Source organism: Streptomyces sp. NPDC098101 (genome assembly GCF_044760185.1).
Taxonomy (GTDB): domain Bacteria; phylum Actinomycetota; class Actinomycetes; order Streptomycetales; family Streptomycetaceae; genus Streptomyces.
Window position 1 is genome coordinate 925,179 of record NZ_JBIWAS010000003.1, and the last position, 21,170, is coordinate 946,348.

The 21,170-nt window shown below is 70.6% G+C and carries 22 protein-coding genes and 1 pseudogene; 11 read left to right on the top strand and 12 right to left on the bottom strand.

The window, feature by feature from the left end:
- Positions 1–30: 30 nt before the first annotated feature.
- The 3 genes from ACIQVI_RS17260 to ACIQVI_RS17270 all read right to left on the bottom strand — a co-directional run bounded on the left by ACIQVI_RS17260 (position 31) and on the right by ACIQVI_RS17270 (position 2,031).
- Positions 31–1,086, bottom strand: a complete 1,056-nt coding sequence (locus tag ACIQVI_RS17260) for a SigB/SigF/SigG family RNA polymerase sigma factor (protein WP_403596267.1) — start codon at positions 1,084–1,086, stop codon at positions 31–33.
- Positions 1,083–1,496 carry an anti-sigma regulatory factor gene (locus tag ACIQVI_RS17265; RefSeq protein WP_019889334.1) on the bottom strand — a complete coding sequence of 138 codons (414 nt, stop codon included), beginning with the start codon at positions 1,494–1,496 and terminating at the stop codon, positions 1,083–1,085. Before ACIQVI_RS17265 ends, ACIQVI_RS17260 begins: the two co-directional genes overlap by 4 nt.
- A gap of 274 nt (positions 1,497–1,770) precedes the next feature.
- Positions 1,771–2,031: a UBP-type zinc finger domain-containing protein gene (locus ACIQVI_RS17270; RefSeq protein ID WP_121829612.1), complete on the bottom strand. Its 261-nt coding sequence runs from the start codon at positions 2,029–2,031 to the stop codon at positions 1,771–1,773.
- A 48-nt stretch (positions 2,032–2,079) separates the two neighbouring features.
- On the opposite strand from ACIQVI_RS17270, the gene ACIQVI_RS17275 reads away from it, so the two are divergent.
- The gene (locus tag ACIQVI_RS17275; protein WP_351972843.1) at positions 2,080–3,678 is read left to right on the top strand and encodes a Na+/H+ antiporter; all 1,599 of its coding nucleotides are present in this window, start codon (positions 2,080–2,082) and stop codon (positions 3,676–3,678) included.
- On the opposite strand, the gene ACIQVI_RS17280 is transcribed toward ACIQVI_RS17275, so the two are convergent.
- Both ACIQVI_RS17280 and ACIQVI_RS17285 read right to left on the bottom strand, forming a co-directional pair.
- Positions 3,654–4,574, bottom strand: coding sequence for a 1-aminocyclopropane-1-carboxylate deaminase/D-cysteine desulfhydrase (locus ACIQVI_RS17280; RefSeq protein ID WP_403596272.1), 921 nt, complete (start codon positions 4,572–4,574; stop codon positions 3,654–3,656). The genes ACIQVI_RS17275 and ACIQVI_RS17280 overlap by 25 nt on opposite strands.
- Positions 4,575–4,640: 66 nt before the next feature.
- Positions 4,641–5,231 (bottom strand): N-acetylmuramoyl-L-alanine amidase, encoded by a 591-nt coding sequence (locus tag ACIQVI_RS17285; protein WP_202528258.1) that lies wholly within the window; start codon positions 5,229–5,231, stop codon positions 4,641–4,643.
- 252 nt (positions 5,232–5,483) lie between these two features.
- Here ACIQVI_RS17285 and ACIQVI_RS17290 point away from each other — a divergent pair, with 252 nt between their 5' ends.
- Positions 5,484–6,899, top strand: coding sequence for a family 2B encapsulin nanocompartment shell protein (locus tag ACIQVI_RS17290; RefSeq protein WP_403596275.1), 1,416 nt, complete (start codon positions 5,484–5,486; stop codon positions 6,897–6,899).
- A gap of 105 nt (positions 6,900–7,004) precedes the next feature.
- A complete protein-coding gene (locus ACIQVI_RS17295; RefSeq protein ID WP_351972851.1) occupies positions 7,005–8,048 on the top strand; it encodes a family 2 encapsulin nanocompartment cargo protein polyprenyl transferase in 1,044 nt (347 codons plus the stop codon).
- Between the two features lie 24 nt (positions 8,049–8,072).
- Here ACIQVI_RS17295 and ACIQVI_RS17300 read toward each other — a convergent pair whose 3' ends face one another.
- Positions 8,073–8,648 carry a TetR/AcrR family transcriptional regulator gene (locus tag ACIQVI_RS17300; protein WP_403596278.1) on the bottom strand — a complete coding sequence of 192 codons (576 nt, stop codon included), beginning with the start codon at positions 8,646–8,648 and terminating at the stop codon, positions 8,073–8,075.
- A 132-nt stretch (positions 8,649–8,780) separates the two neighbouring features.
- On the opposite strand from ACIQVI_RS17300, the gene ACIQVI_RS17305 reads away from it, so the two are divergent.
- Together ACIQVI_RS17305 and ACIQVI_RS17310 are read left to right on the top strand one after the other, a co-directional pair.
- Entirely contained in the window at positions 8,781–9,362 is a 582-nt protein-coding gene (locus ACIQVI_RS17305; RefSeq protein ID WP_403596281.1) for a dihydrofolate reductase family protein, read from the top strand.
- Positions 9,363–9,503: 141 nt separating this feature from the next.
- Positions 9,504–9,917 carry a DUF6304 family protein gene (locus ACIQVI_RS17310; RefSeq protein ID WP_351972848.1) on the top strand — a complete coding sequence of 138 codons (414 nt, stop codon included), beginning with the start codon at positions 9,504–9,506 and terminating at the stop codon, positions 9,915–9,917.
- 90 nt (positions 9,918–10,007) lie between these two features.
- Here the strand turns inward: ACIQVI_RS17310 and snpA are convergent, their stop codons facing one another.
- Positions 10,008–10,661, bottom strand: coding sequence for a snapalysin (gene snpA, locus ACIQVI_RS17315; protein ID WP_403596285.1), 654 nt, complete (start codon positions 10,659–10,661; stop codon positions 10,008–10,010).
- Between the two features lie 185 nt (positions 10,662–10,846).
- Here snpA and ACIQVI_RS17320 point away from each other — a divergent pair, with 185 nt between their 5' ends.
- The 5 genes and pseudogenes from ACIQVI_RS17320 to ACIQVI_RS17340 all read left to right on the top strand — a co-directional run.
- The gene (locus ACIQVI_RS17320; protein ID WP_205613813.1) at positions 10,847–11,815 is read left to right on the top strand and encodes a LysR family transcriptional regulator; all 969 of its coding nucleotides are present in this window, start codon (positions 10,847–10,849) and stop codon (positions 11,813–11,815) included.
- Between the two features lie 163 nt (positions 11,816–11,978).
- Entirely contained in the window at positions 11,979–13,037 is a 1,059-nt protein-coding gene (locus ACIQVI_RS17325; RefSeq protein WP_403596289.1) for a hypothetical protein, read from the top strand.
- 352 nt (positions 13,038–13,389) lie between these two features.
- On the top strand, positions 13,390–13,728 hold the full coding sequence (locus ACIQVI_RS17330) for a hypothetical protein (protein ID WP_403596292.1): 339 nt from the start codon (positions 13,390–13,392) through the stop codon (positions 13,726–13,728).
- Complete coding sequence (locus tag ACIQVI_RS17335) at positions 13,728–14,342, top strand: hypothetical protein (RefSeq protein WP_403596295.1); 615 nt, start codon at positions 13,728–13,730, stop codon at positions 14,340–14,342. Before ACIQVI_RS17330 ends, ACIQVI_RS17335 begins: the two co-directional genes overlap by 1 nt.
- Positions 14,343–14,497: 155 nt before the next feature.
- Positions 14,498–14,732: pseudogene (locus tag ACIQVI_RS17340) on the top strand (IS5/IS1182 family transposase); the annotation flags it as partial.
- A gap of 69 nt (positions 14,733–14,801) precedes the next feature.
- On the opposite strand, the gene ACIQVI_RS17345 reads toward ACIQVI_RS17340, so the two are convergent.
- The 5 genes from ACIQVI_RS17345 to ACIQVI_RS17365 all read right to left on the bottom strand — a co-directional run bounded on the left by ACIQVI_RS17345 (position 14,802) and on the right by ACIQVI_RS17365 (position 20,154).
- Positions 14,802–16,181 carry a hypothetical protein gene (locus ACIQVI_RS17345; protein WP_403596298.1) on the bottom strand — a complete coding sequence of 460 codons (1,380 nt, stop codon included), beginning with the start codon at positions 16,179–16,181 and terminating at the stop codon, positions 14,802–14,804.
- A 573-nt stretch (positions 16,182–16,754) separates the two neighbouring features.
- On the bottom strand, positions 16,755–17,318 hold the full coding sequence (locus tag ACIQVI_RS17350; protein WP_403596301.1) for an SLATT domain-containing protein: 564 nt from the start codon (positions 17,316–17,318) through the stop codon (positions 16,755–16,757).
- Complete coding sequence (locus tag ACIQVI_RS17355) at positions 17,308–18,183, bottom strand: nucleotidyltransferase (protein WP_403596304.1); 876 nt, start codon at positions 18,181–18,183, stop codon at positions 17,308–17,310. The genes ACIQVI_RS17350 and ACIQVI_RS17355 overlap by 11 nt, the downstream gene beginning before the upstream one ends.
- Before the next feature lie 83 nt (positions 18,184–18,266).
- The gene (locus ACIQVI_RS17360) at positions 18,267–18,797 is read right to left on the bottom strand and encodes an NUDIX domain-containing protein (RefSeq protein ID WP_403596307.1); all 531 of its coding nucleotides are present in this window, start codon (positions 18,795–18,797) and stop codon (positions 18,267–18,269) included.
- Position 18,798: 1 nt separating this feature from the next.
- A complete protein-coding gene (locus ACIQVI_RS17365; RefSeq protein ID WP_403596310.1) occupies positions 18,799–20,154 on the bottom strand; it encodes a tetratricopeptide repeat protein in 1,356 nt (451 codons plus the stop codon).
- Positions 20,155–20,377: 223 nt separating this feature from the next.
- Here ACIQVI_RS17365 and ACIQVI_RS17370 point away from each other — a divergent pair, with 223 nt between their 5' ends.
- The gene (locus tag ACIQVI_RS17370; protein ID WP_403596313.1) at positions 20,378–21,127 is read left to right on the top strand and encodes a hypothetical protein; all 750 of its coding nucleotides are present in this window, start codon (positions 20,378–20,380) and stop codon (positions 21,125–21,127) included.
- The last annotated feature ends 43 nt before the right edge of the window (positions 21,128–21,170 follow it).

Below are 21,170 nucleotides of genomic sequence, written 5' to 3' on the forward strand. Positions count from 1 at the left end.
GCGGGGCAAGCGAACGGACAGCGGCGGGTTCTACTCCTCCACCAGGAGCTTCTCCCGCAACTGCGCGAGCGTCCGGGCCAGCAGCCGGGAGACGTGCATCTGCGAGATGCCCACCTCCTGCGCGATCTGCGACTGGGTCATGTTCCCGAAGAAGCGAAGCAGCAGGATCCGCTTCTCCCGGGGCGGCAGGTCCTCCAGGAGCGGCTTGAGCGACTCGCGGTACTCGACCCCCTCCAGGGCCTCGTCCTCCGCGCCCAGGGTGTCCGCCACCGCGGGCGACTCGTCGTCGGTGTCCGGCACGTCCAGGGAGAGCGTCGAGTAGGCGTTCGCCGACTCCAGCCCCTCCAGGACCTCCTCCTCCGAGATCCCCAGCCGCTCGGCCAGCTCGTGCACGGTCGGGGAGCGGCCGTGCTGCTGGGAGAGCTCCGCCGTGGCCGTGGTCAGCGAGAGCCGCAGCTCCTGGAGCCGGCGGGGCACCCGTACCGCCCAGCCCTTGTCCCGGAAGTGGCGCTTGATCTCGCCGACGACCGTGGGCGTCGCGTACGTCGAGAACTCGACCCCGCGCTCCGGGTCGAACCGGTCCACCGACTTGATCAGGCCGATCGTCGCCACCTGCGTCAGGTCGTCCAGCGGCTCGCCGCGGTTGCGGAAGCGCCGGGCCAGGTGCTCCACCAGCGGCAGGTGCATCCGCACCAGCCGGTTGCGCAGCTCCGCCTTCTGGGGGGAGCCCTCGGGCAGCTCGCGCAGCTCGACGAAGAGGGCGCGGGCGCCGTTCCGGTCGTGCGGGGCGGGGACGACGGGGGTCTCCGGCGCCTCGCCGGCCCCGTCCTCGTCCGGGGAGGCGTCCTTCTCCGGGGAAGCGTCCTTCTCCCCGGCCCCGTCCTCGTGCCCGGCGGCGCCGGGCACCGGGGGCCCGGAGGCCTCCGCGGGGGCCTCGGAACCCGCGGAGGCCCCGGGGACGCCCGGTGTCCCGGCACCCTCGTGCTGCTGCTCGTGCTCGCTCATCTGGTCCGCCCGCTCCGTAGCGACCTCATGCGGCCGCGCCTTCTGCCCGGGGATGCCGGCCGTCGCGTCCCCGCTCCTCACGCCGGGCCTGGCCCCGCGCCGCGCTGTTTGTACAGGCTGATCGAGACCGTGCGGTCGTCGGCCACCGACGACTCCACCTTCCCGGCCAGCGCCGACAGCACCGTCCAGGCGAAGGTGTCCCGCTCGGGAGCACGGCCGTCCGTCGTCGGGGCGGAGACCGTCACGTCCAGCGAGTCGTCGACCAGCCGGAAGACGCAGCTGAGGACGGATCCGGGCACGGCCTGCTGGAGCAGGATGGCGCAGGCCTCGTCGACCGCGATCCGCAAGTCCTCGATCTCGTCGAGGGTGAAGTCCAAGCGCGCCGCGAGGCCGGCCGTGGCCGTACGCAGCACGGACAGATAGGCACCCGCAGCGGGCAGCCGGACTTCCACGAAGTCCTGGGTCCCGGGCTCGCCTGCGATCTGGGACACCCTCACCTCCAAGGTGGCACAAACTCATTCGGGGCTCGGGGGGAGAGGCCCCCGAACCGGGCGGTACGCAGGGGGCTGCGCGGTCCGCCGTGACGCTATCGCGATCCGTCCCGCCGTGTCGCCGTGCGTTCTCCGACCCCGTCACGACCCGTCACCCATGGTAGGCCCATGGGTGCGGACGGTGGACGAAGGCCTGTGGACAACGGAACCGAGCGACCGGCGGAGGGGTGACGTACCCAAGCGGGAGCCCGTCGAACCGCGCGCCGCGCAACCGTCAGACGATCGCACCGTCCACGAAGCACCAGCGCCACCGCTCGCCCGGCTCGAAGGTCCGCATCACCGGGTGCCCGGTCGAGGAGAAGTGCGCGGTCGCGTGGCGCCCCACCGAGGAGTCGCAGCAGCCCACGTGCCCGCAGGTCAGGCAGAGCCGCAGCTGGACCGGATGCGTTCCGTCCGCCAGGCACTCGGGGCAGGTGTCGGTCAGCGGCGCCGGTTCGGGGCGCGGCAGTTCGGCAAGGTGCGGGCACTCGCTCATGATGGCCAGGTTACGTCGCGGTACGGGCGAGAGGGCGGACGGACGGGCATGGACGCACTGCAACTGGTGGCACTGGTGGCGGCGAGCGCCGCGATCGCGGGGGCGGCCCGCCGGACCCCGGTGCCCGCCCCGCTGCTCCTGGTCGCCGTCGGCCTCGCCGCCTCGTACGTCCCGGGCGTCCCCGACTACACGCTCGACCCGCACGTCGTGCTGCCGCTGATCCTGCCCCCGCTCCTCTACACGGCCGCCGTCGACTCCTCCTACCTCGACCTGCGGGCCAACATCCGGCCCGTCGCCCTGCTCTCCGTCGGGTACGTCCTCTTCGCGACCGTGGCCGTCGGCTGGCTCGCGTACGTCCTCGTGCCCGACCTGCCGCTCACCGCCGCCCTCGTGCTCGGCGCGGTGATCGCTCCGCCGGACGCGGTCGCCGCCACCGCCATCGCCCGCAGGCTGGGCCTGCCGAACCGGATCACCACGATCCTCCAGGGCGAGTCCCTGGTGAACGACGCGACCGCGATCACCGCCTACAAGGTCGCCCTCGCGGCGGCCGTCGGCGAGGGCGTCACCTGGGCCGGCGGGCTCGGGGAGTTCGCGCTCGCGGCCGTCGGCGGCGTCGGCGTCGGCCTGGTCCTGATGGTCCCCATCCACTGGCTCCGCGTCCACCTGCGGGAATCCCTGCTCCGGAGCACCCTCGCCCTGCTCGTCCCCTTCGTCGCCTACGCGGCCGCCGAGGAGGTCGGCGCCTCCGGGGTCCTCGCCGTCGTCGTGGTCGGCCTCTTCCTCGGCCACCGCGCCTGGCAGGTCGACTTCGCCACGCGGCTCCAGGACGAGGCCGTGTGGAAGATGGTCGCCTTCATCCTCGAATCCGCCGTCTTCGCCCTGATCGGCCTCCAACTCCCGTACGTCGTCCAGGGCCTCGGCCGGTACGGCGTCGGCGAGGCGGCCGGGTACGCGGTCGGCGTCTTCGTCGCCGTCGTCCTGGTCCGCTACGTCTGGGTCTACCCGGCGACCTTCCTGCCCCGGTGGCTCTCCGCCCGCGTCCGGGAGCGGGAGCCGGGGGTGGACTGGCGGGCTCCGCTGGTCGTCGGCTGGGCCGGGATGCGCGGAGTGGTCTCGCTCGCCATCGCCTTCTCCATCCCCGTCGTCGCCGACGGCGAGGAGTTCCCCGCCCGCAACCTGGTCCTCTTCCTCACCTTCACCACCGTGATCGGCACCCTGGTGGTGCAGGGCCTCACCCTGCCGCCCCTCATCCGGCTCCTGAAGCTCCCCGGCCGCGACCGGTACGCCGAGACGCTGGCCGAGGCGCAGGCCCAGAGCGAGGCCTCGCGGGCCGCCGAGGAGCGCCTCGACGAGCTCCTCGCGGACGAGCGCAACGCCCTGCCGGAGCCCCTCGCCGACCGGCTGCGCACCGTCCTCGAACGGCGCCGCAACGCCGTCTGGGAGCGCCTCGGCTCGGTCAACGAGACCACCGGCGAGACCGCCGACGACACCTACCGGCGCCTCTCGCGCGAGATGATCGACGCCGAGCGGGAGGTCTTCGTGCGGCTCCGCGACGAGCGCCGGATCGACGACGAGATGATGCGCACCCTGCTCCGCCGCCTCGACCTGGAGGAGGCGGCCGCCTACCGCGAGGAGGAGGACGGCTGAACCCCGTCCGGGGCGCCCGTGACCACCGCCGCGATCCGGGTGCCCGGGGGGAACGCGCCCTCCTCGGCCAGGGTCACCAGACCATGCAGCATTTTGGCCACATACAGTCGCTCGATGGCGAGTTCATGCCGTTCCTCGAAGTCCTGTGTGAACGCCTCCAGAGCCGGGGACACGCGCGCGTAGCCCCCACCGTGGAAGCGCTCGTCCAGGGACCAGTCGCCGCGCGGGCCGCCGAACGCCGCCTCCTGGAGGGCCCGGACCTCCCCGCCCAGGAAGCCCCCCTTGAGGACCGGGAAGCCGAGGGCCCGCCGCCCGGGGCCGAGACCGGCCGCCAGGCCCGCCAGGGTGCCGCCCGTCCCGCAGGCGACGGCGACCGCGTCCACCGCCCCCGCCAGCTCCCGGCCCAGCTCCGCGCAGCCGTGCACGGCGAGCGCGTTGCTGCCGCCCTCCGGGACCACGTACGCGCCCGCGGGCGCGCGCTCCAGGAGCGCCGCGAGGACGGCGGGATCGCCCTTCGCGCGGTACGTGGACCGGTCCACGAACTCCAGGCGCATCCCGTCCGCCGCGCACCGCGCGAGGGACGGGTTGAGCGGGCGCCCGGCCAGTTCGTCGCCCCGGACCACCCCGACCGTGGTGAAGCCGAGCAACCGGCCGGCGGCCGCCGTCGCCCGCAGGTGGTTGGAGTACGCCCCGCCGAAGGTGAGCACGGGCCGCCCGGCCGCCGCCTCCAGGTTGAGCGCGAGCTTGCGCCACTTGTTGCCGGGCAGGTCCGGGTGGATGAGGTCCTCGCGCTTCAGGAACAGCGTGAGGCCGCGCCGGGCGAAACGTTCGTCCCGCACCGGTTCCAGGGGCGAGGGGAGCCGGGGCCGCAGCCGGGAGAGGTCGAACGCGTTCACGGGACCATTGTGTCGTCCGGAAGCCCGGAAGCCCGGAAGCCCGGAAGCCCCGGTGCCCGGCTCCGGCTACCGCATCCGCTCGGCGATCCGCTCCCGCATGGAGGCCATCGTGAAGCCTCTCGGGTCCGACTTGCCCGGTTGCCACTCCAGGTGGCCGATGACCGACCGGTGGGTCCAGCCGTGCACCCGGCACACGGCCGCGGCCGCCTTCGCGATGGCCTCCAGCTGCACCTTCGGCCACGGGTCCACGCCGTCCCCGAGGTTCTCGCACTCGAAGCCGTAGAAGTGCCGGTTGCCGTCCGTGGTGGCCTCGTCGTCCGGTGGCAGGCGGCGCTCGGCGATGACCGCCCGGAGCACCTCGTCGTCGCCGAGCCCGGCGTGGTTGGCGCGCCCGTAGCCGACGAGGTGGACCGTGCCGTCCTTGGCGATCACGCCGTGGCAGAGCGGCCCGGGCAGGCCCGCGTAGCCGTCCCGGCAGATGCGGACGGTGCCGGCGGTGCCCCGGGTCACGGTGTGGTGGATCATCACGCCGTGCACCGGGCCCCAGGGGCCCTTGTGGTTGCGGTTGTGGGTGGACCAGTCGCCGACCTGGACGACCGCGAGGCCCTCGGCGCGCAGCGCGGTGAGGAACCTGTTCGCGGACATGGGTGCAGCCATGGCTGACTCCTTCCGGAGGACGGGTGAGGTTCCGGAGTACCGGAGTCCGCCGCTCCGCCGCCATCCGTTCGGACGGTGTGCGAGCCGATCCGGACAGTGGCCGGAGGGGCCGAGGTGACTGGACTGTCCGGATGGAAAACCAGTGACATGCCCCGAAGATCTTCGAACAGTCCCACTCGATTGTGTAATGGCGCCGGCACGCTGCGTACTGAAAGGCTGCTCTCGCAACTCAGTCATACGAGAGGGAGTTCCATGTCCGTAGGTTCGGTTGGCGACGAGGTCCGCGCGGAGCAGCAGGCGCCGCAGCAGAGTCTCGGCACCGCCGCCGCGCGGAACCTCGCCACGACCACCAAGTCGGCCCCGCAGATGCAGGAGATCACCTCCCGGTGGCTGCTGCGGGCGCTGCCGTGGGTCCAGGTGCAGGGCGGCACGTACCGGGTGAACCGGAGGCTCAGCTACTCCGTGGGGGACGGGCGCGTCACCTTCGTCCAGACCGGCGAGCGCGTCGCGGTGATCCCCGCCGAACTCGGCGAACTCCCCGCCCTGCGCGGTTACGAGGACGAGGACGCGCTGTCCGAGCTGGCGTCCCGCTGCACCCAGCGGGAGTACGCGGCGGGCGAGGTCATCGCCGCCGCGGGCGCCCCCGCGGACCGGGTGTACCTCCTCGCCCACGGCCGGATCGAGCAGATCGGCGAGGGGCCGTACGGCGACGAGGCCGTCCTCGGCGTCCTGGCCGACGGCTCCTACCTCGGCGAGTCCTCCCTGATCCGCGAGGACGCCACCTGGGAGTGGACCGCCCGCGCCGCCACCGCCTGCACGGTCCTGGAGCTCACCCGGGCCGACGTGCGGAACCTCGCGGACCGGGCCGGCTCGCTCGCCGACCACCTCGCGGCCGTCGCCGCCCTGCCCGAGCAGCGCACCAACAAGTACGGCGAGGCCGCCATCGACCTCTCCGCCGGCCACGTCGGCGAGGCCGTCGTCCCGCACACGTACGTCGACTACGACGCCTCGCCCCGCGAGTACGAGCTGAGCGTCGCCCAGACCGTGCTCAAGGTCCACAGCCGGGTCGCCGACCTCTACAACCAGCCGATGAACCAGACCGAGCAGCAGTTGCGGCTCACGGTCGAGGCGCTCCGCGAGCGCCAGGAGTACGAGCTCGTCAACAACAAGGAGTTCGGCCTCCTCTCCAACTGCGACTACGAGCAGCGGATCCAGCCCCACGACGGCGCTCCCGGCCCGGACGACATGGACGAGCTGCTCTCCCGCCGCCGGGGCTCGAAGATGTTCCTCGCCCACCCGCGTGCCATCGCCGCCTTCGGCCGCGAGCTCAACAAGCGCGGACTGGTCCCCGAGACCATCGACGTCAACGGCAACCGCATCCCGACCTGGCGCGGCGTGCCGATCTACCCGTGCAACAAGATCCCGGTCTCGGACGCCCGCACCACCTCGATCATCTGTATGCGTACCGGCGAGGCCGACCAGGGCGTGATCGGTCTGCACCAGACCGGCATCCCCGACGAGATCGAGCCCAGCCTCTCCGTCCGCTTCATGGGCATCGACGAGCAGGCGATCATCTCCTACCTGGTCACCACCTACTACTCGGCGGCGGTCCTCGTCCCGGACGCGCTCGGCGTCCTGGAGAACGTCGAGGTCAGCCGCTGGCGCTGAGCCCGTGACGCCCGGCGGCGGGGGCGGACCCCCCCGCCGCCGGGCGTTCCCGGCCCGCTGCGGCGGACGACCGCCGCGAAGGACGCGAAGGAAGTGACCGTGACCATGACCAGCGCGGATGCCGCCACCGGCGGCCAGGGGGCCGTGACGCTCCTGGACCGGACGCGGACGGCCGTCCAGCCCCAGCTCCGCTCGACCGTCGAGACCCTGCCCGGTTCCATACGCCGGGTGGCGATGTACCACTTCGGCTGGGAGCACGCCGACGGCACCCCGGCCGCCGAGCAGGCGGGCAAGGCCATCCGGCCCGCCCTCGTCCTCGCCGCGGCCCGCGCGCTCGGCGCCGAGGAGGCCCGGGCCGTGAAGGCCGCCGCCGCGGTGGAGCTCGCCCACAACTTCACCCTGCTCCACGACGACATCGTCGACGGTGACCCGACCCGGCGCCACCGGCCCACCGCCTGGACGGTCTTCGGCATCCCGGACGCGCTGATAGCGGGCGACGCGATGAGCGCGCTCGCCCTGCGGCTGCTCGCCGAGGACCCGCACCCCGCCTCGGCGGCCGCTTCCGCGCGCCTCGCCGCCTGCATCATCGAGCTCTGCGCGGGACAGCAGGCGGACTGCGCCTTCGAGCAGCGCGGCCCGCGCGAGGTCTCCCTCGACGAGTGCACGGCCATGGCCACCGCCAAGACCGGCGCGCTGCTCGGCTGCGCCTGCGCCCTCGGCGCGCTCTACGCGGGCGCGGACGAGGAGGAGGTCGCGGCGATGGACGCCTTCGGCCGGGAGGCGGGGCTCGCCTTTCAGCTGATCGACGACCTCATCGGGATCTGGGGGGACCCGGAGCGCACGGGCAAGCCGGCCGGGGCCGACCTGGCCGCCCACAAGAAGTCGCTGCCCGTGGTGGCGGCGCTCACCTCCGGGACCCCGGCGGGGGAGGAGCTGGCCGAGCTGTACTCCCGGCCGGTCCTCGACGTGGCGGGGGTGCGGGCGGCGGCGGACGCGGTGGAGCGGGCCGGCGGGCGCGACTGGGCGCAGGCCCAGGCGGCCGAGCGCATGGGCCGGGCCGTCGAGTACCTGGCGCAGGCGGTCCCGGACCTGGCGGCCGCGGGGGACCTGCTCTCCCTGGCGGAGTTCGTCACCCGGCGCACGCGCTGAGTCCCGTCCCGGCGCCCGGGACGGTCAGGCCTCGGGGACGACGCGGGTGACCACGGTCTCGATCAGCTCGTCCAGGTCCCGCTCGCCGTGCAGGCCGGGGACGGTGAAGTGGTCGAGCAGCAGCCCGGTGAGGGCGAAGTAGAGCAGCCGGACCGTGTCCGCGTCTCCGGGCATCTTGGAGTCGAGGTGCAGCCGGATGTTCTCGTCCAGGTCGGAGCGGAGCACCCCGGTGAGCCGGTTCCGCAGCTCCGGGCGGCGCACGGCCTCGAGGCGCAGTTCGAAGAGCCCCAGGTAGCAGGCGCGTTCGGCCGCCATGCGCCGGGCGAGCCAGCGCATCAGCTCGACCACCAGCTCCCTGCTGGGTTCGGGCCGCAGGGCGGTGTCGATGGCGCCGGGGGCCGGGGTCAGCCGGACGAAGATCCGGTCGGCGACCTGGGAGAGCAGCAGGTCCCGGTCGCTGAAGTAGTTGGACGAGGTGCCCGTGGGGACTCCGGCCCGGGCGTCGACCGCCCGGAAGGTCAGACCGCGGGCGCCTTCGTCCGCCAGTACCTCGATCGCGGCGTCGAGCAGGGTCGTACGGCGTTCCGGGTTTCTCGCCACGTGGGGCTCCATCCGTGCTGAGCGTGTGCGCATCGACGATAGGGCTTGCGCAACCACTACAGGTGAAGCACTATGGCTGTCGTGGTTGCGAGAGCGGCCACGTCCCCAGCACCCCCGAGGAAGAGGACCGGTTTGCGCAAGCTCACCTACTACATCGCCTGCACCATCGACGGTTTCATCGGCGACCCCGAGGGCGACGCCACCTCCATGTTCAAGTTCACCGAGGGGCCGTACGCCCAGTGGATGGGGGCCGAATACCCGGAGACGATCCCCACCCAGGGCCGGGAGGCCTTCGGTGTCGACGGCCCCAACCGGCACTTCGACACCGTCGTGCAGGGGCTCGGGTCGTACCGGCTCGCCCTGGACGTCGGCATCACCAGCCCCTACAACCACCTGCGCGAGTTCGTCGCCACCCGCTCCCTGGCCGAATCGCCCCACCCGAACGTCGAGCTGATCCACGACGACCTGGTCGGCCGCGTCCGCGAACTCAAGGCCGAGGACGGCCCGCTGGGCGTCTGGCTCTGCGGCGGCTCGACCATCGCCGGGGAACTCGTCGACGAGATCGACGAGCTGATCATCAAGACCTACCCGCAGGTGTACGGCACCGGAATGCCGATGTTCGGCGCCGGCTTCGAGCCCCGGGACTTCACGCTGGACGACGTGCGCGCCTTCGACAACGGCGTGATCGTCCGCACGTACGCCAGGAAGCGGTAGCGCGGGGCCCTCCGCGCGGGGGCGCGAAGGGGCGGAAGCCGCACACCGCATGTGACCGGCAAGAACGGCGAGACCGGGATAAGTCCGGCCCCGGGGCGACCGGACGCGCGGTGGAGCCGGTCATACCGCTACAGTCCGCGCATGTCATCGGAGTCGACGGAAGTCTGGACCGGCTGGTACCGGGACCGCAGCGGCGCGGAAGCGATCGTCATCACGGCCGACGGACGGCGCGTCGCCGTTCGGATCAGGGGGGCCGAGTACGCGGGCGAGAGCTTCGCCGCGCTCGCGGCCGCGGACGGGCAGGCCCTCACCGGCTGTGTCCTGGAATGGGACCTGCCGCTCCCCGTCGTCGTGGACGGCGCCTCCCAACAGGCCACGCTGAGCTGCCTGCTGACCCTCGGCGAGCGGTCCGACCTCAGCCTCACGCTGCACTACGGCGGCGCCGCCTTCGAGGCGTGCGTCGCGGGGGGCGACTTCGAGGGGGCCCTCGACCGGGTCCGGCGCCAGCTGCCGCCCGGCGCGGACTTCGGCCGCCGGCTCCTCCAGCCGGCCTGACGGCCCGAAGGTCCCGGGGCGGGGAACGGGGACGGCGGCGCCCGGGGAGGGACGCCGCCGTACTCGTTGCTCGTACCGGTCTCCTGCCCGTCAGCCCTTGAAGGCCGACGCGAGGCCGTAGCGCCACAACTGGTCGACGCGCGCCCGCTCCTGCGCGTTCGGCTGGGCGTTCCGGCAGGACGTGCCGGGGCCGCCGCCCGACATCAGCTCGCTGCACGGACCGCTGTAACGGTCCGGGAGGCCGAGGACGTGCCCGGTCTCGTGGGCGGTCACCCGGGTGGAGTCGTACTGCTGGTTCTGCCGGTAGTCGAGGAAGATGTAGCCGCTGCCGTGGCCGTCGGTGCTGGCGTACGAGCCGCGGGAGTCGTTGCCCTCGTAGTAGCGGAAGTCGGGGTTGCTGCCCTCGACGAGCCGGACGTTCACCACCGAGCTGTTCCATATCTGGGTCGAGCGGGCGATCTGGGTGCGGAAGCTCGGTGCGTTGGAGGCGCTGTAGACGACCGTGACGGCGGCCGCGCCGGGGGCGGCGGCCCGCTTCTTCGCCACCGACTTCACGACGGCGTCGAAGAAGGCCTGGTTGGCCTTGGCCTCCTCGGCCGAACCGGCGTACGCCACCTTGGCGTCGGCGGGGGACACGGCCCGGTCGTCGGGCGCGGCGGCGGCCGGGGACGCGCCGAGGGAGACGGCGAGACCGAGGCCGAGGGCGGTGGTCAGCGCGGAGGCGAGGACCTTGGAACGAGGCATGGGGGGCTCCTCCTGTGTGGGGTTGGGGAGAGTCTGGGGGGAGCCGGGACGTGCGGGGATGATGTCAACCGCCGATAGCCCCGCCGCATCACCTTCCTCCCCCTCCCCAACGACCTTGGAATGAAAGGTGATTGAGGGGTTCCGGGTATCTGGTGCGACTCAGGGCGCCGCCCTACCCTCGGGGCATGGAGCTGGAGGTGAGACATCTGCGCGCGCTCTGCGCCATCGCGGACGCGGGCAGCCTGCACAAGGCGGCGCGTCAACTGGGCATGAGCCAGCCCTCGTTGACCACCCAGCTGCGCCGGATCGAGAACTCCCTGGGCGCCGAGCTCTTCTCGCGCGGCCGCACCGGCTGCCGCCCCACCCCGCTCGGCCGCTCGCTGCTCAGCCGGGCCCGCCCCCTGGTCGCGGACATGGCCGCGCTCGTCACCGAGACCCGGGCCGCGGCCGCCCGGGCCGGCGGCCCCGGACTCCGCGTCGGCTCCACCGCCAGCCGGGCGCTCCCCGGCTGGCTGCGCCGGCTCCGCCAGCGGCTGCCCGGCACCGAGGTCGGCCTGCGGGTGGACGTCTCCGCCCACGCGCTGCTCCGCATGGTCGCCGCCGGGCAGCTCGACGTGGCCTTCGTGCACGAGGTGGAGGGCTGCCCGTTACAGGTCCCCGAGGGCCTCACGGGGCGCGTCCTGGTCGCCCGCGAACCGCAGTTCGTCTCCATGGCCCGCGACCACCCGGCCGCCGCCCGGCCCGTCGTGGACCTCACCGACCTCGCCGACGACCACTGGATGGTCGACCCGACCGTCGACGGCGAATGGGACGGCCTGCGCCGGGTCCTGCACGCCGCCGGCATCGACCCGCCGCTGCTCCACGGCGACTACCACACGGCCGCCTCCCTCATCGTCCTCGGCGAGGCCGTCGCCCCCTGCCAGCCGACCTCGGGCCCGCGCGAGGACATGGCCGTCCGCCCCCTGCGCGGCGACCCCCTGGCCGTCCGCCTCCTGCTGTACGCGCGCCCCGGCGCGCCCCTGGACGTCCTCTACGCGGAACTCGCCGCCGCCTACCGCGAGGCGGCCCTGCGCGCGGCCCCGTACCGCGAATGGTTACGGGGACAGGGGGCGGCGGCGGGCCTGTCGGTGGGGCCGTGCCTGACGCCGGTGTGAACGCCCGGGTCCGTGCGACCCGTCTCCACGGAGCCTTCACCCGGGCCCTGGGCCTGCGTCTGCCCCCCGTGCTCGCGCCTGCCCCCGTGCCCGTACCCGCCTCCACGCCCGCGCCCCGGAAAATCCCTCGCCCGGCCGCCGCGCGCCGACGCACACTCTCCGGGTGATCACCCTGCACCCCGTCCTGGAGACCCGCCCGACCGCCGGCTTCGACCTGTGGCCGGTGGCGGCCCTCGCCCCGTACGGCTTCCTGCCCCTGAACGGCGACCTGGCGCCGGCCGAGGTCGGCACCGCCGTCATGAGCATCGCGATGGCCAACGACATCGAGCCGGAGGACGGATCGCGAAAGCCGCAGGGCCCGCTGGGGTCCCTCCTCCACGGCCTGCTCACCCTGGACGACCTCTTCGTCCCCGGCGGCCTGCAGGTCACCGACACGGCGACCGGCGTCGTCCTGTCACCGGGGTGCTGCAACGGCCTGGAAGAGCGCGGCGACTGGTCGGAGGTCGTCGACGGTGACGGGGCGGCCTCCTTCGGCCACGACCCCTTCCCGACCGCCGAACGGACCGGTGCCCGGGCCCGCCTCACCGTCGACGCGGACCACGAGGACAGCCCGGTGATTGACCTCCCCCTCACCGACCTGCGCCGTCTCCTCACCACCGCGGAACCCGCCTCCACGGGGCCCTCGCCCGGGCCCTGGACCTGCCCGGTGAGGAGCGGAACCACTCCTGAGGGGCCGTCTCACCGGGGGGAGGCGCCGCCGGACGAACGGCGCCGTCCCCAGGACGACCGCGGCGAAGACGGCCAGGCGCTGGAGGCCTGGCTGAGCGGCGAGATCACCGTGCCGGAGGCCGTACACCGCGTACCAGTTGGCGGCGAGGTCGATCGCCACGACGGCGCAGGAGAGGCCGATCCCCCGGCGTTCGCCCCGGAGCAGGAACACGGCGGCGAGCACGTCGAACAGCGCCGGCGACGGCCAGTAGAGGTTGAGCCGCCCCGGCGCCCAGCCGTACGGGCGCAGACCGTGCCGCATCCATCCGGTCACGTCGCGGATCGTCTCACCCGCCGAGACGCCGGCCGCGGCCCGTTGAAGACGACCGCACCCGGCCGCAGCGGACGCCGTGTTCGGCGCCCCGCGGACCGGGTGCGGTCGGATGAGCGGATCGGTTTGCGGAAGCGCAGGCCGAGCCGCTCAGCGGGAGATCAGGCCTTCTTCGTCTCCTAGTAACGGGGCGGGTCGGTGACCTGCGGGGATGGGTGCCGCAGGTCGCTGACCTGGCCTTTTGGTGATGGGTGGCGATGGGGTGCGACGGTCCTGATCGGGTGTCCTGCGGACTGTGTGCGGACTGCTGCCCGGCTGTGGATCAGGGGGCTGCCGGCAGCGCGGTCTCATCGCGCCGACACAGGGAACGCCAGGCAGCATGGTCACCAACCACCAAGGTGTGGGCGAAGCTACCGTTTTGCCTCCCGTTGGGAGCTGCCGGTGTCTCCAGGTCGCCCAGCAGCTACTCCAGTTCCATGCCTGTCAAAGATCGCATTCCCCTGCAACGGACTTCCCGCTTCGATATTTTCCTCTTATGGTCAACGCCGCTGAAGCCGCCGTCGCAGTCACCGAAGCTGTCGCCGCAGGCGCAGCCACAGGGCTCCTCGACCACGTACGCGAACGCGTCAGGGCGCTCGTCTCTGGTGAGCCCCGGGAAGTCCAGGACCGATACGCGGAGGAGGCCGCCGACCATGCGGTCCTGCTCAGGGAGGAAGCTCTCCCGCTGGAGGACATCGCCGCCTACTGGAGGGTCAGGCTCATCCAGCACAACCTGATGATCGACAACTCGACCTCCACCGTGACGTTCGGCGAGGTGCACGCTCAGACGAACTACAACGTGGGCAGAGACTTCAGCGGCACCATCAACCTCTGATGGGCGACAAGTACCTCTCCTTCCACTCCGGCCGGGACACCCACGTCGTGATCAACGAAGTGGCGAAGGAGTTCCCCGAGGTCGCCTCAGCCCTCAACCGCCTGGACTCAAAGGTCCTCAAGGACTTCTCCAACGCGCTGTCGAGCAAGATGAACTGGTCGATGGCTGAAATGTTCAGCCAGGCGGCCAACGGTCTGAGCATGGATGTCCTCGAAGGTTTCGCCAGCACTGCGCATCTGGTGGATTCGAGGCGGTTGGACGACTTCTCACGGGCCGTGAACTACCTGGAGAGCGATCCTGTGGTCTCAGACCTTGGCCAGGTCCTGGAGGACATGAAGAAGCTGGTGGAGGCCAAGAGGGAAACGCTGTCCCTCATCGCCGAAGCGAACCAAGGGCTCACGGAAGCGAACCGAGGGCTCGCGGAAGCGAAGAATTCTCTCGTCAAGCTGGACGTGGTGGCCCTCGCGGAGAGGTACCGCCGGCAGGAGGAGCAGACTAAACGGCAGTACAACGCGAAGCTGAAGAAGCAGGAGCAGGAGCTTCGGGACTGGAAGACCCGATGCATGTACGCGGTTGCCATCGCAGCGATCGCCGTTTTCCTGTTGGTGCGCTGAATGCTAGTCAGAAGTTCGCGAGCCTGTGGCGCAGTACGTCCCGCGCGACCAGGTCCTACTGCCAATTGCGGCGGCGCCCACCCTGCTTGTTGCGTCTTCCGACCAACACCGGTCGGGGCGGGCCTGGCAGCCGACGTCGGGGGGATTCCTGAGCGGGCTACCCGGGCGCCGGACTCGTCATCCCACACCGTGCGAGCGCGGCCAGGCCGAGGTCCCGGACTGGAAGGAAGAGCACAATCGGTCTGACAAGCAGGACTGGGCCCGGGTTGAACACGCCTTCGCCTGCATGAAGACCTGGAAGATCCTCCGCGACTGCCGTTCAGGGGAGACGGTGTCCACCACGCGACGGTCGGCATTGCCCGCATGCACAACCTTGCCCTTGCTGGATAGGTAAGGGTCGCACGGCGACTCACCCCGCGGTGTCTCGGCGATCATTACGGGACAAGCTCTTAGCCGGTATTACGGGCGCCGATCACGCGGCCAGGCGTTGACAGCTTCCTCAGGCGGATGCCGCTGTAGCCATTTGCGTGCGGCCTCGTCGCCGAAGCCGTGTGACCGGAGGACTTCAAGGGCGGCTGCTCGTACTTCTCGCGCTTTGTCTACGAGGTTCAGGTGGACCTTCATGCGTGCCACCACGTCGTCATAGTCGTAGTCATAGCGGCCGTTGACCTTCTCTGCGAATAGCGGCAGGAGTTTGTAGTAGCGACGTTCGCTGATTCCGACCTGTGTCCACGGGTACCGATCTGGCGCCTCGCTCTTCCGATGCTGCATGATCGCGATGCTGGCCTTCCGGCGCACGTACCGACGAGTAGCCTCCGCGCCCCGCGCCGGATCGAATCCGGGGTGGATCAGTTGTTCGAGTAGCGTTGCGGCCGCCGAGGCTCTGTCTGGGGCACGGGTCTCACGCTGGATGCGGTCGACCTGTCGCGGGTACGCCATCGCGACGGCGTTCGCTAGTGCGGGCTCGTTGCCCTCGATGTAGCCATGCCAGTAGCCCTTCAAGACCACCTGGCACGCGATCTCGTAAGGGGTCGAGGCGGGGTCGAGGGTGATGGTCGGTATGCCGTGACCGTGGATAGCCTTCGCGAGCCTTCTCCATGGCCGATCGATAGGGCGCTGAACCTGCTCGGTCCAGATGCGTGCCGTGAATGCCCAGTCTGCCGGGTGTCGCGTGATCGGGGCCACGGTCAGGATAGCCTCGACGGCTGCAAGTGGAGGGATCTGTCCTTCGGTGGTCCGCTTGTCCAATAGCGGTTCGATAAGCCGCCCTTCGTCCTCGGTATCGCTCGTCACCCAAATGAGACGCCGGGCGATTTGGATCCACCATCCGTTGATGGGGGCCCCGAGAATCGGGACGTAAAAGCGAACCGCAGGGTCCATAACGCGGCGAAACAGATCTTTTCGCTTCTCACGGTCTACGGACGTACCCAGCCAGCGGAGGACATGCTCCGCTGACAGTCGCCCCGCCTGCGATGCCCCGGCGACGAGTTGGCCAGCAACCCAGAGCGCGTCCGCCGCACGCACGGCACTCGGGCCAGGGCTAGGCAAGGGTGAGACCTGCAGGACGGTCGCAATTTCGCCGTCCACCGGGTCGGGGACCTCCCATACAGCTGCCCCTCGTTCCATCGAGCCGACCTGCACGTCTGGGACGTCCACGAAGGGCAAGCCGTTGGGCTCTATGACTGAGGTCGTTCGGCGCAGCGGCTGGAAGGTGCGGCCTGAGAGAACATCGATCTCACGGCCGGCTTGGAAGAGCATGTCCGTCAGCACCTGGCGATCTGGGCTGTCGCCGATCAGCTTCGCGGCCTCGTCGACAAGGCCCTCAGACCAATGTCCCATACGGGCAGTATACGAGGGCATGGAGAACAAGAATCCCGGTCTTACGCGGCTGCGGAACACCAGAAAGCTCACGGTCTCGCCGTTGATCACGCCCCACTGGGCCCGAGGCCGTGAGGATGAAGCCCGCAAGGCAGCGGCCCGCAATGCCCGCAGGGAATGCAAGAAGGAGGCGGCCCGATGAGCACACCAGTTCGGCAGCCGGCCGCATCCCCCGGGCCGCCACCGTCCGGTCCGAACGGCCGACGGATGCTGGGCGGGACTGTCCTCGGCGGCGGGGGCGCCATCGGCGCGCTCGCCTTCGTGGGGGCCCCATGGTGGGCGGTGGCCATCGCAGTCGTCCTCACGATCACCGCGGCCTTCGGCATCCTCATTGCGCTGGTGCTTATGCCGTCGGACTCCGAGCACAAACGTGACCTGTGGCTGGCCGCTATGCGGTACCGAGACCGGCGCTCCCAGCGTGCTGAGCAGCGAAAGGTGCCCGCCTCGCGGAAGCCCCGGAATAGCGTCCCCCGGCGCGGCCACACTGAATAGGAACCCGCCCGTGATTCGCCTGACAGAACCCAGGGGCGGGCATCAGGGCGTGCGAAGTGCTTCCGGGAGGAAGCGGTCAATCTCTGAGCTGCTGAACGTCATGTCCTCGTCGATCTGCAGGGCTCGCTGGGCTGCACGGTAGGCACGGCTCGATGTGTCAGGCGCCAGCCGGTAGATGTGGTTCAACTTCTCGAGCAGCTCGTCCCTGCGGCGCGGGATGTCCACGGTCTGTGGATCGGTCTGTATGTCGGTGAGCAGGTGCAGGTACAGCTCCCGGACGTACCAGAGTTCCTTGGCGGCGGCCCGGTGCTGCTCAGCGGCCTTCTCCGGGTTGAAGCTGAGCTGGAAGATGGTGAAGGCGAGTGCCAGGGCAGACGCAACGCTGCTGATGTAGAGAAGGATCCGCTCGTTCGTGATCACGGAGGTCAGTAGTGTCCCGGCGGTGAGCGTCAGCAGGATGATGTTGACCCACTTGGCCCGCTCAGCCTTGGTGGCCTCCAGCTCCCGGGCCTTCTCGTGGGTCTTGTGTGAGTAGACGACGCGGCCGAAGGCTTCCCGGATGGACTGGACGTTGGCCGAGTGCCTGGTGCTCGGGCTAGAACTCATACTGACCCCCGAAAATCTTGCGCCACTCTGTTGCGGCGCTGAGCTGCTTGCCGGCCAGCTCGTACTCACACGCCTTGATCGCCCGTCCGTGGGCGCTCTGCGCCTTGCTCAGCCAGGCGTCACCGTACTGCTTCTTCTCACTGGTGCCGGGGATCGTGTGCCAGGAGTTGGCCTTCTTGATGAGCTCGGCGAAGAAGTCTCGCACCATCCAGTCGTAGTAGGTCGTGGACGACTGGGCGTACCCCCACCCCTTCAGGAACTCCACGCTTCGAAGTTCCAGGACCAGCGACTTGATGGGAACCGAGCAATATGTCTGCCACACCTTCATCATTTGGATGAGATTTCGGGTGTTGCCGTTGGTCTTGGCGTCGGAATCGGCGACGAAGGCGATCTCCGCGTTGTGGTCGACGTGCTGCCAGCTGCCCCCGTCGTGGGTATTGGGCACGATCATCCCGCCGCCTTGCCGATGCCAGCCGGGCAGGACCTCTACTTTGTGTCCGGTGGCGAAGTCGACCACTACGACCTGGCCGTCGCCGCCGATTTCGGTCCGCGAGTAGCGCTGCAGGAGAAGGCGACGGATGTCTTGCAGGAGTGCCGACTGCCCATTGTGCGTGCGCCTGGTGTAACGGTCGTACTCGTGGACGGGCATGAAGAACAGGACGTCGACATCCCTTGGCGGGCGTACCGCCGTCCCCTTCCCGTACGAGCCGATCACCATCCGCCAGGCATCCGTGTACGGCGCGTTGCTGTAGTGCCCCTGCAGTTTGCGGGCTATGGCGTTAACGCTCGTCAGTGCGGCTACACGGTGATCACTCGTCACCTTGATGTTCTTCAGGAATTTGTCGAACCTGCTCGCCGTGCTCAAGGCCCCCCCTTGCTGGTACTGGAGGGATGAGCGTAGAGGGCGTCACTGACAAATGGACGGCGTATCGGCGAGCCCATTAGGCGCTACGCCCACCCCTCCAGGGACACCTGGGGCCCGTCTACGAGGTAGCGGTGGAGGGCACTGGCGGTGGTGTCGACGAAGGCGTCAGGGATGGCGTCGACGCCGACCCAGCGGACCTGGGAGTGCTTGCGCGGTTCACGGTTTTCGGGTTCGCCGGTCCATTCGTGGGTGGCGAAGACGACCGTGAGGAAGCCGTTGGGGGCTTCGACGCCCCAGGCGCCGTGGATGATGTGGGCGACCTTGAGGGACTCGGGCTTCACCGTGAGGCCGGTTTCCTCGTAGAGCTCCCGGACCGCGGTTTCGGTGATGGGCTCGCCCGGTTCGCTCTTGCCGACAGGGAGGTCCCACATGCCCTGGGCGAACTTGGCGTTCTCGCTGCGTTGAAGGAGGACGACGCGGTTGGTGGCCTTGTCGTGGACGATGACGGCCGCGACCAGCAGGGTCATCGATTCGAGCGCCGGCTTGAGGGCCTTGGGCTGGTCGTCGGTCTGCTGGGTCACGGTGTTCCCTTCGTCGGGCGGGTTGTTGGGCATGTTAGGCGAGGGCCTCGCGGGCGCGGCGGGCGAGATCTGCGGCGCCGGGAACGCGGCGGCGCTGGTAGACCGCGAGGGTGGAGCGGATCGAGGTGATCGCCTTGCGGGTGCGGTCGGAGGTCATGCCCTCCATGAGGGCCAGGGCCTGGGTCCAGGCGGCGACGGCTTCGTCGGCGCGGGCTTGGGCGGCGAGGCTGTCGCCGAGGTCGGCGTGGGTGAGGGCGTGGACGCGCTTGTACTTTTCGGGGTCCCAGCGGGTGAGAGCGTCGCGGTGCTGCTGCTCGGTACCGATGTGGTCGGCGAGGTCGGTGAGGGTGCGGGCGGTATGGCTGGCCACGGTGCCGGCGGCGGGGCCGCTCACGCGGGAGTAGCTGGGCTGGGGACCGTCGTCTCGTAGGAGGGCGTCTTCGGCGGCAAGCAGGGCGCGCGCGGCCTGGGGGTTCTCGTTCACGGCGGCGTAGGCGCGGGCGTGGGTGATGTGGAGGAGTGCCTCGGTCTGGCCGTCGACGTGGCCGAGACCTGTGCGGAGGGCGCCTTCGACGAGGTCGACGCAGTGGTGGGGTTGCTTGAGGCTGAGGGCCTGGTGGGCGAGGGCGCGCATCATCCAGGCGGCGTGGCCGTGGGGGTCGGCTTCGCAGGCGAGCTTGTAGCCGACCTGGTAGTAGCGCTGGGCAGCGCCTTCCTGGCCGAGGTCGTGGTGCTTCCAGCCAGCGAGGTAGGCGAGTTCGGCGACGGCGCCGAAGGCGGCCTGGCGTAAGGCTTCGCTGGGGAAGCGTCCGCGGAGCATCGGGGCGGCTGTGTCGGCAAGATACGCAGTGACGGTGGTCAGGCCGTGCCCGCCGCCGAGTCGTTCGTCGGCGGCGCTGAAGGCCGTGGTGATCTGGCGTACGACGTCCACGTCCTCCACCCCGATCAGGGATGTGCCGGTGCGGGCGCGAAGCATGCGGGTGGCGGCTTCGTGGTCGTAGCCGAGAGGCATGGCGACGCCGGCGGTGGTGAAGGCCGCGATGGCGAGGAAGCGGCGGCGTTCGACGTCGGCGCGGCCGAGGTCGGTAGCGGCGAGGACGGGGTCGGATTCCGTCGGTGCTTCGTCATCGCTGGCCTGGAGGCCGATCTCGGTCTGAGTGACCGTGCGCCCCGCTCGGCGGGACAACGCCTCGGCCAGGTACTGACCTACCCGGCCCGACGGGGTGCGGGTGCCGTTCGCCCAGTGGGAGATGGCCGACTTGTTGGTCTGGAGGATCTCGCCGTTCTCGGCCGCGATGCGCCGCACGTCTCTGGCGAGGGCCTCATAGGTGCAGTCGACCGCCGCGACGACGTCACGCAGACGGGAGTTGGGTTCTCTCGGCGCCGCCACGATCGCCTCCGCTCCGGAGCTGTAAACCGCGTATACCGCTTCAACTTCCTTCCACCGTACCCACTGAGCGTGACCACCGGTTCACTTATCAGCAGCCGCCCGGAACGGCGCGACCGTGATCCAGGCTCCCCCTTGGTCCGGGCGGCACCCCGAAGTTCCGTACGCCCACACCAGGCTCGGGCATTCCTGTGCCCGGACCCGGCCGATCAGAGACGGAGACACGGTGACCACCATCGACACCACGGCCATCACGGTCGAGCTGCCCGAGGCGTTCGACGCGCGCTGGAGCCGCCTGCCCGGCATCCAGGTCGACGGCCGGCGCATCACCATCGACCCGGCCGAGTACTTCTTCCGCTTCGAGTCGAACACCTGGCTCGTCGCCGACTGGGAGCTGGTCAAGTCCCAGCTCCTGAACGTGGACGAGACGACCGAGAGTGCGGTCGAGCAGCTCGCGCTCGACTTCATCAAGCAGCAGAGCAAGTCCACGTCCGACGCAGCCCGCGTCCTGGCCACCGCGTACGAGGTGTACGCCTACCTCTTCCGCGACGAGCACCTGGCCGGCCTCGGCCTGCCACAGATCACCGCCGAGCACCTGCGGATGCTCCGCGAGGCGGCCACGTTCATGGCGCTCAACAAGGTCGAGCTCGACGGACACATCTCCAACGTCGGCCCGTGCTGGTTCTTCCCCGCCGCCACCTCTGTCGTCTTCGACCTGGACGACGAGACGGGCGGGATGCTCGACGAGGTCTACCACGGCGGCTGGTTCAACGAGCACCGCCGGATCGAGTCCATCAAGGCCCACGCCGCCCTCGGCGGCCGGCTCGTACACGGCTGCCAGTCCGTGCCGGACCAGTCCGGCGGCGTGGTCGCGCCCTACGGTGCCTCGATGGCGAACTTCCGCGACGACCTCGCCGCGTTCAAGGCGGGCTGGATCGAGCAGGTCTACGCCCACCGCGTGAACCCCGCCGCGTAACCCACCACCTGATTGGGCTCCGGGGCGGGTCGGCATCCCGCGC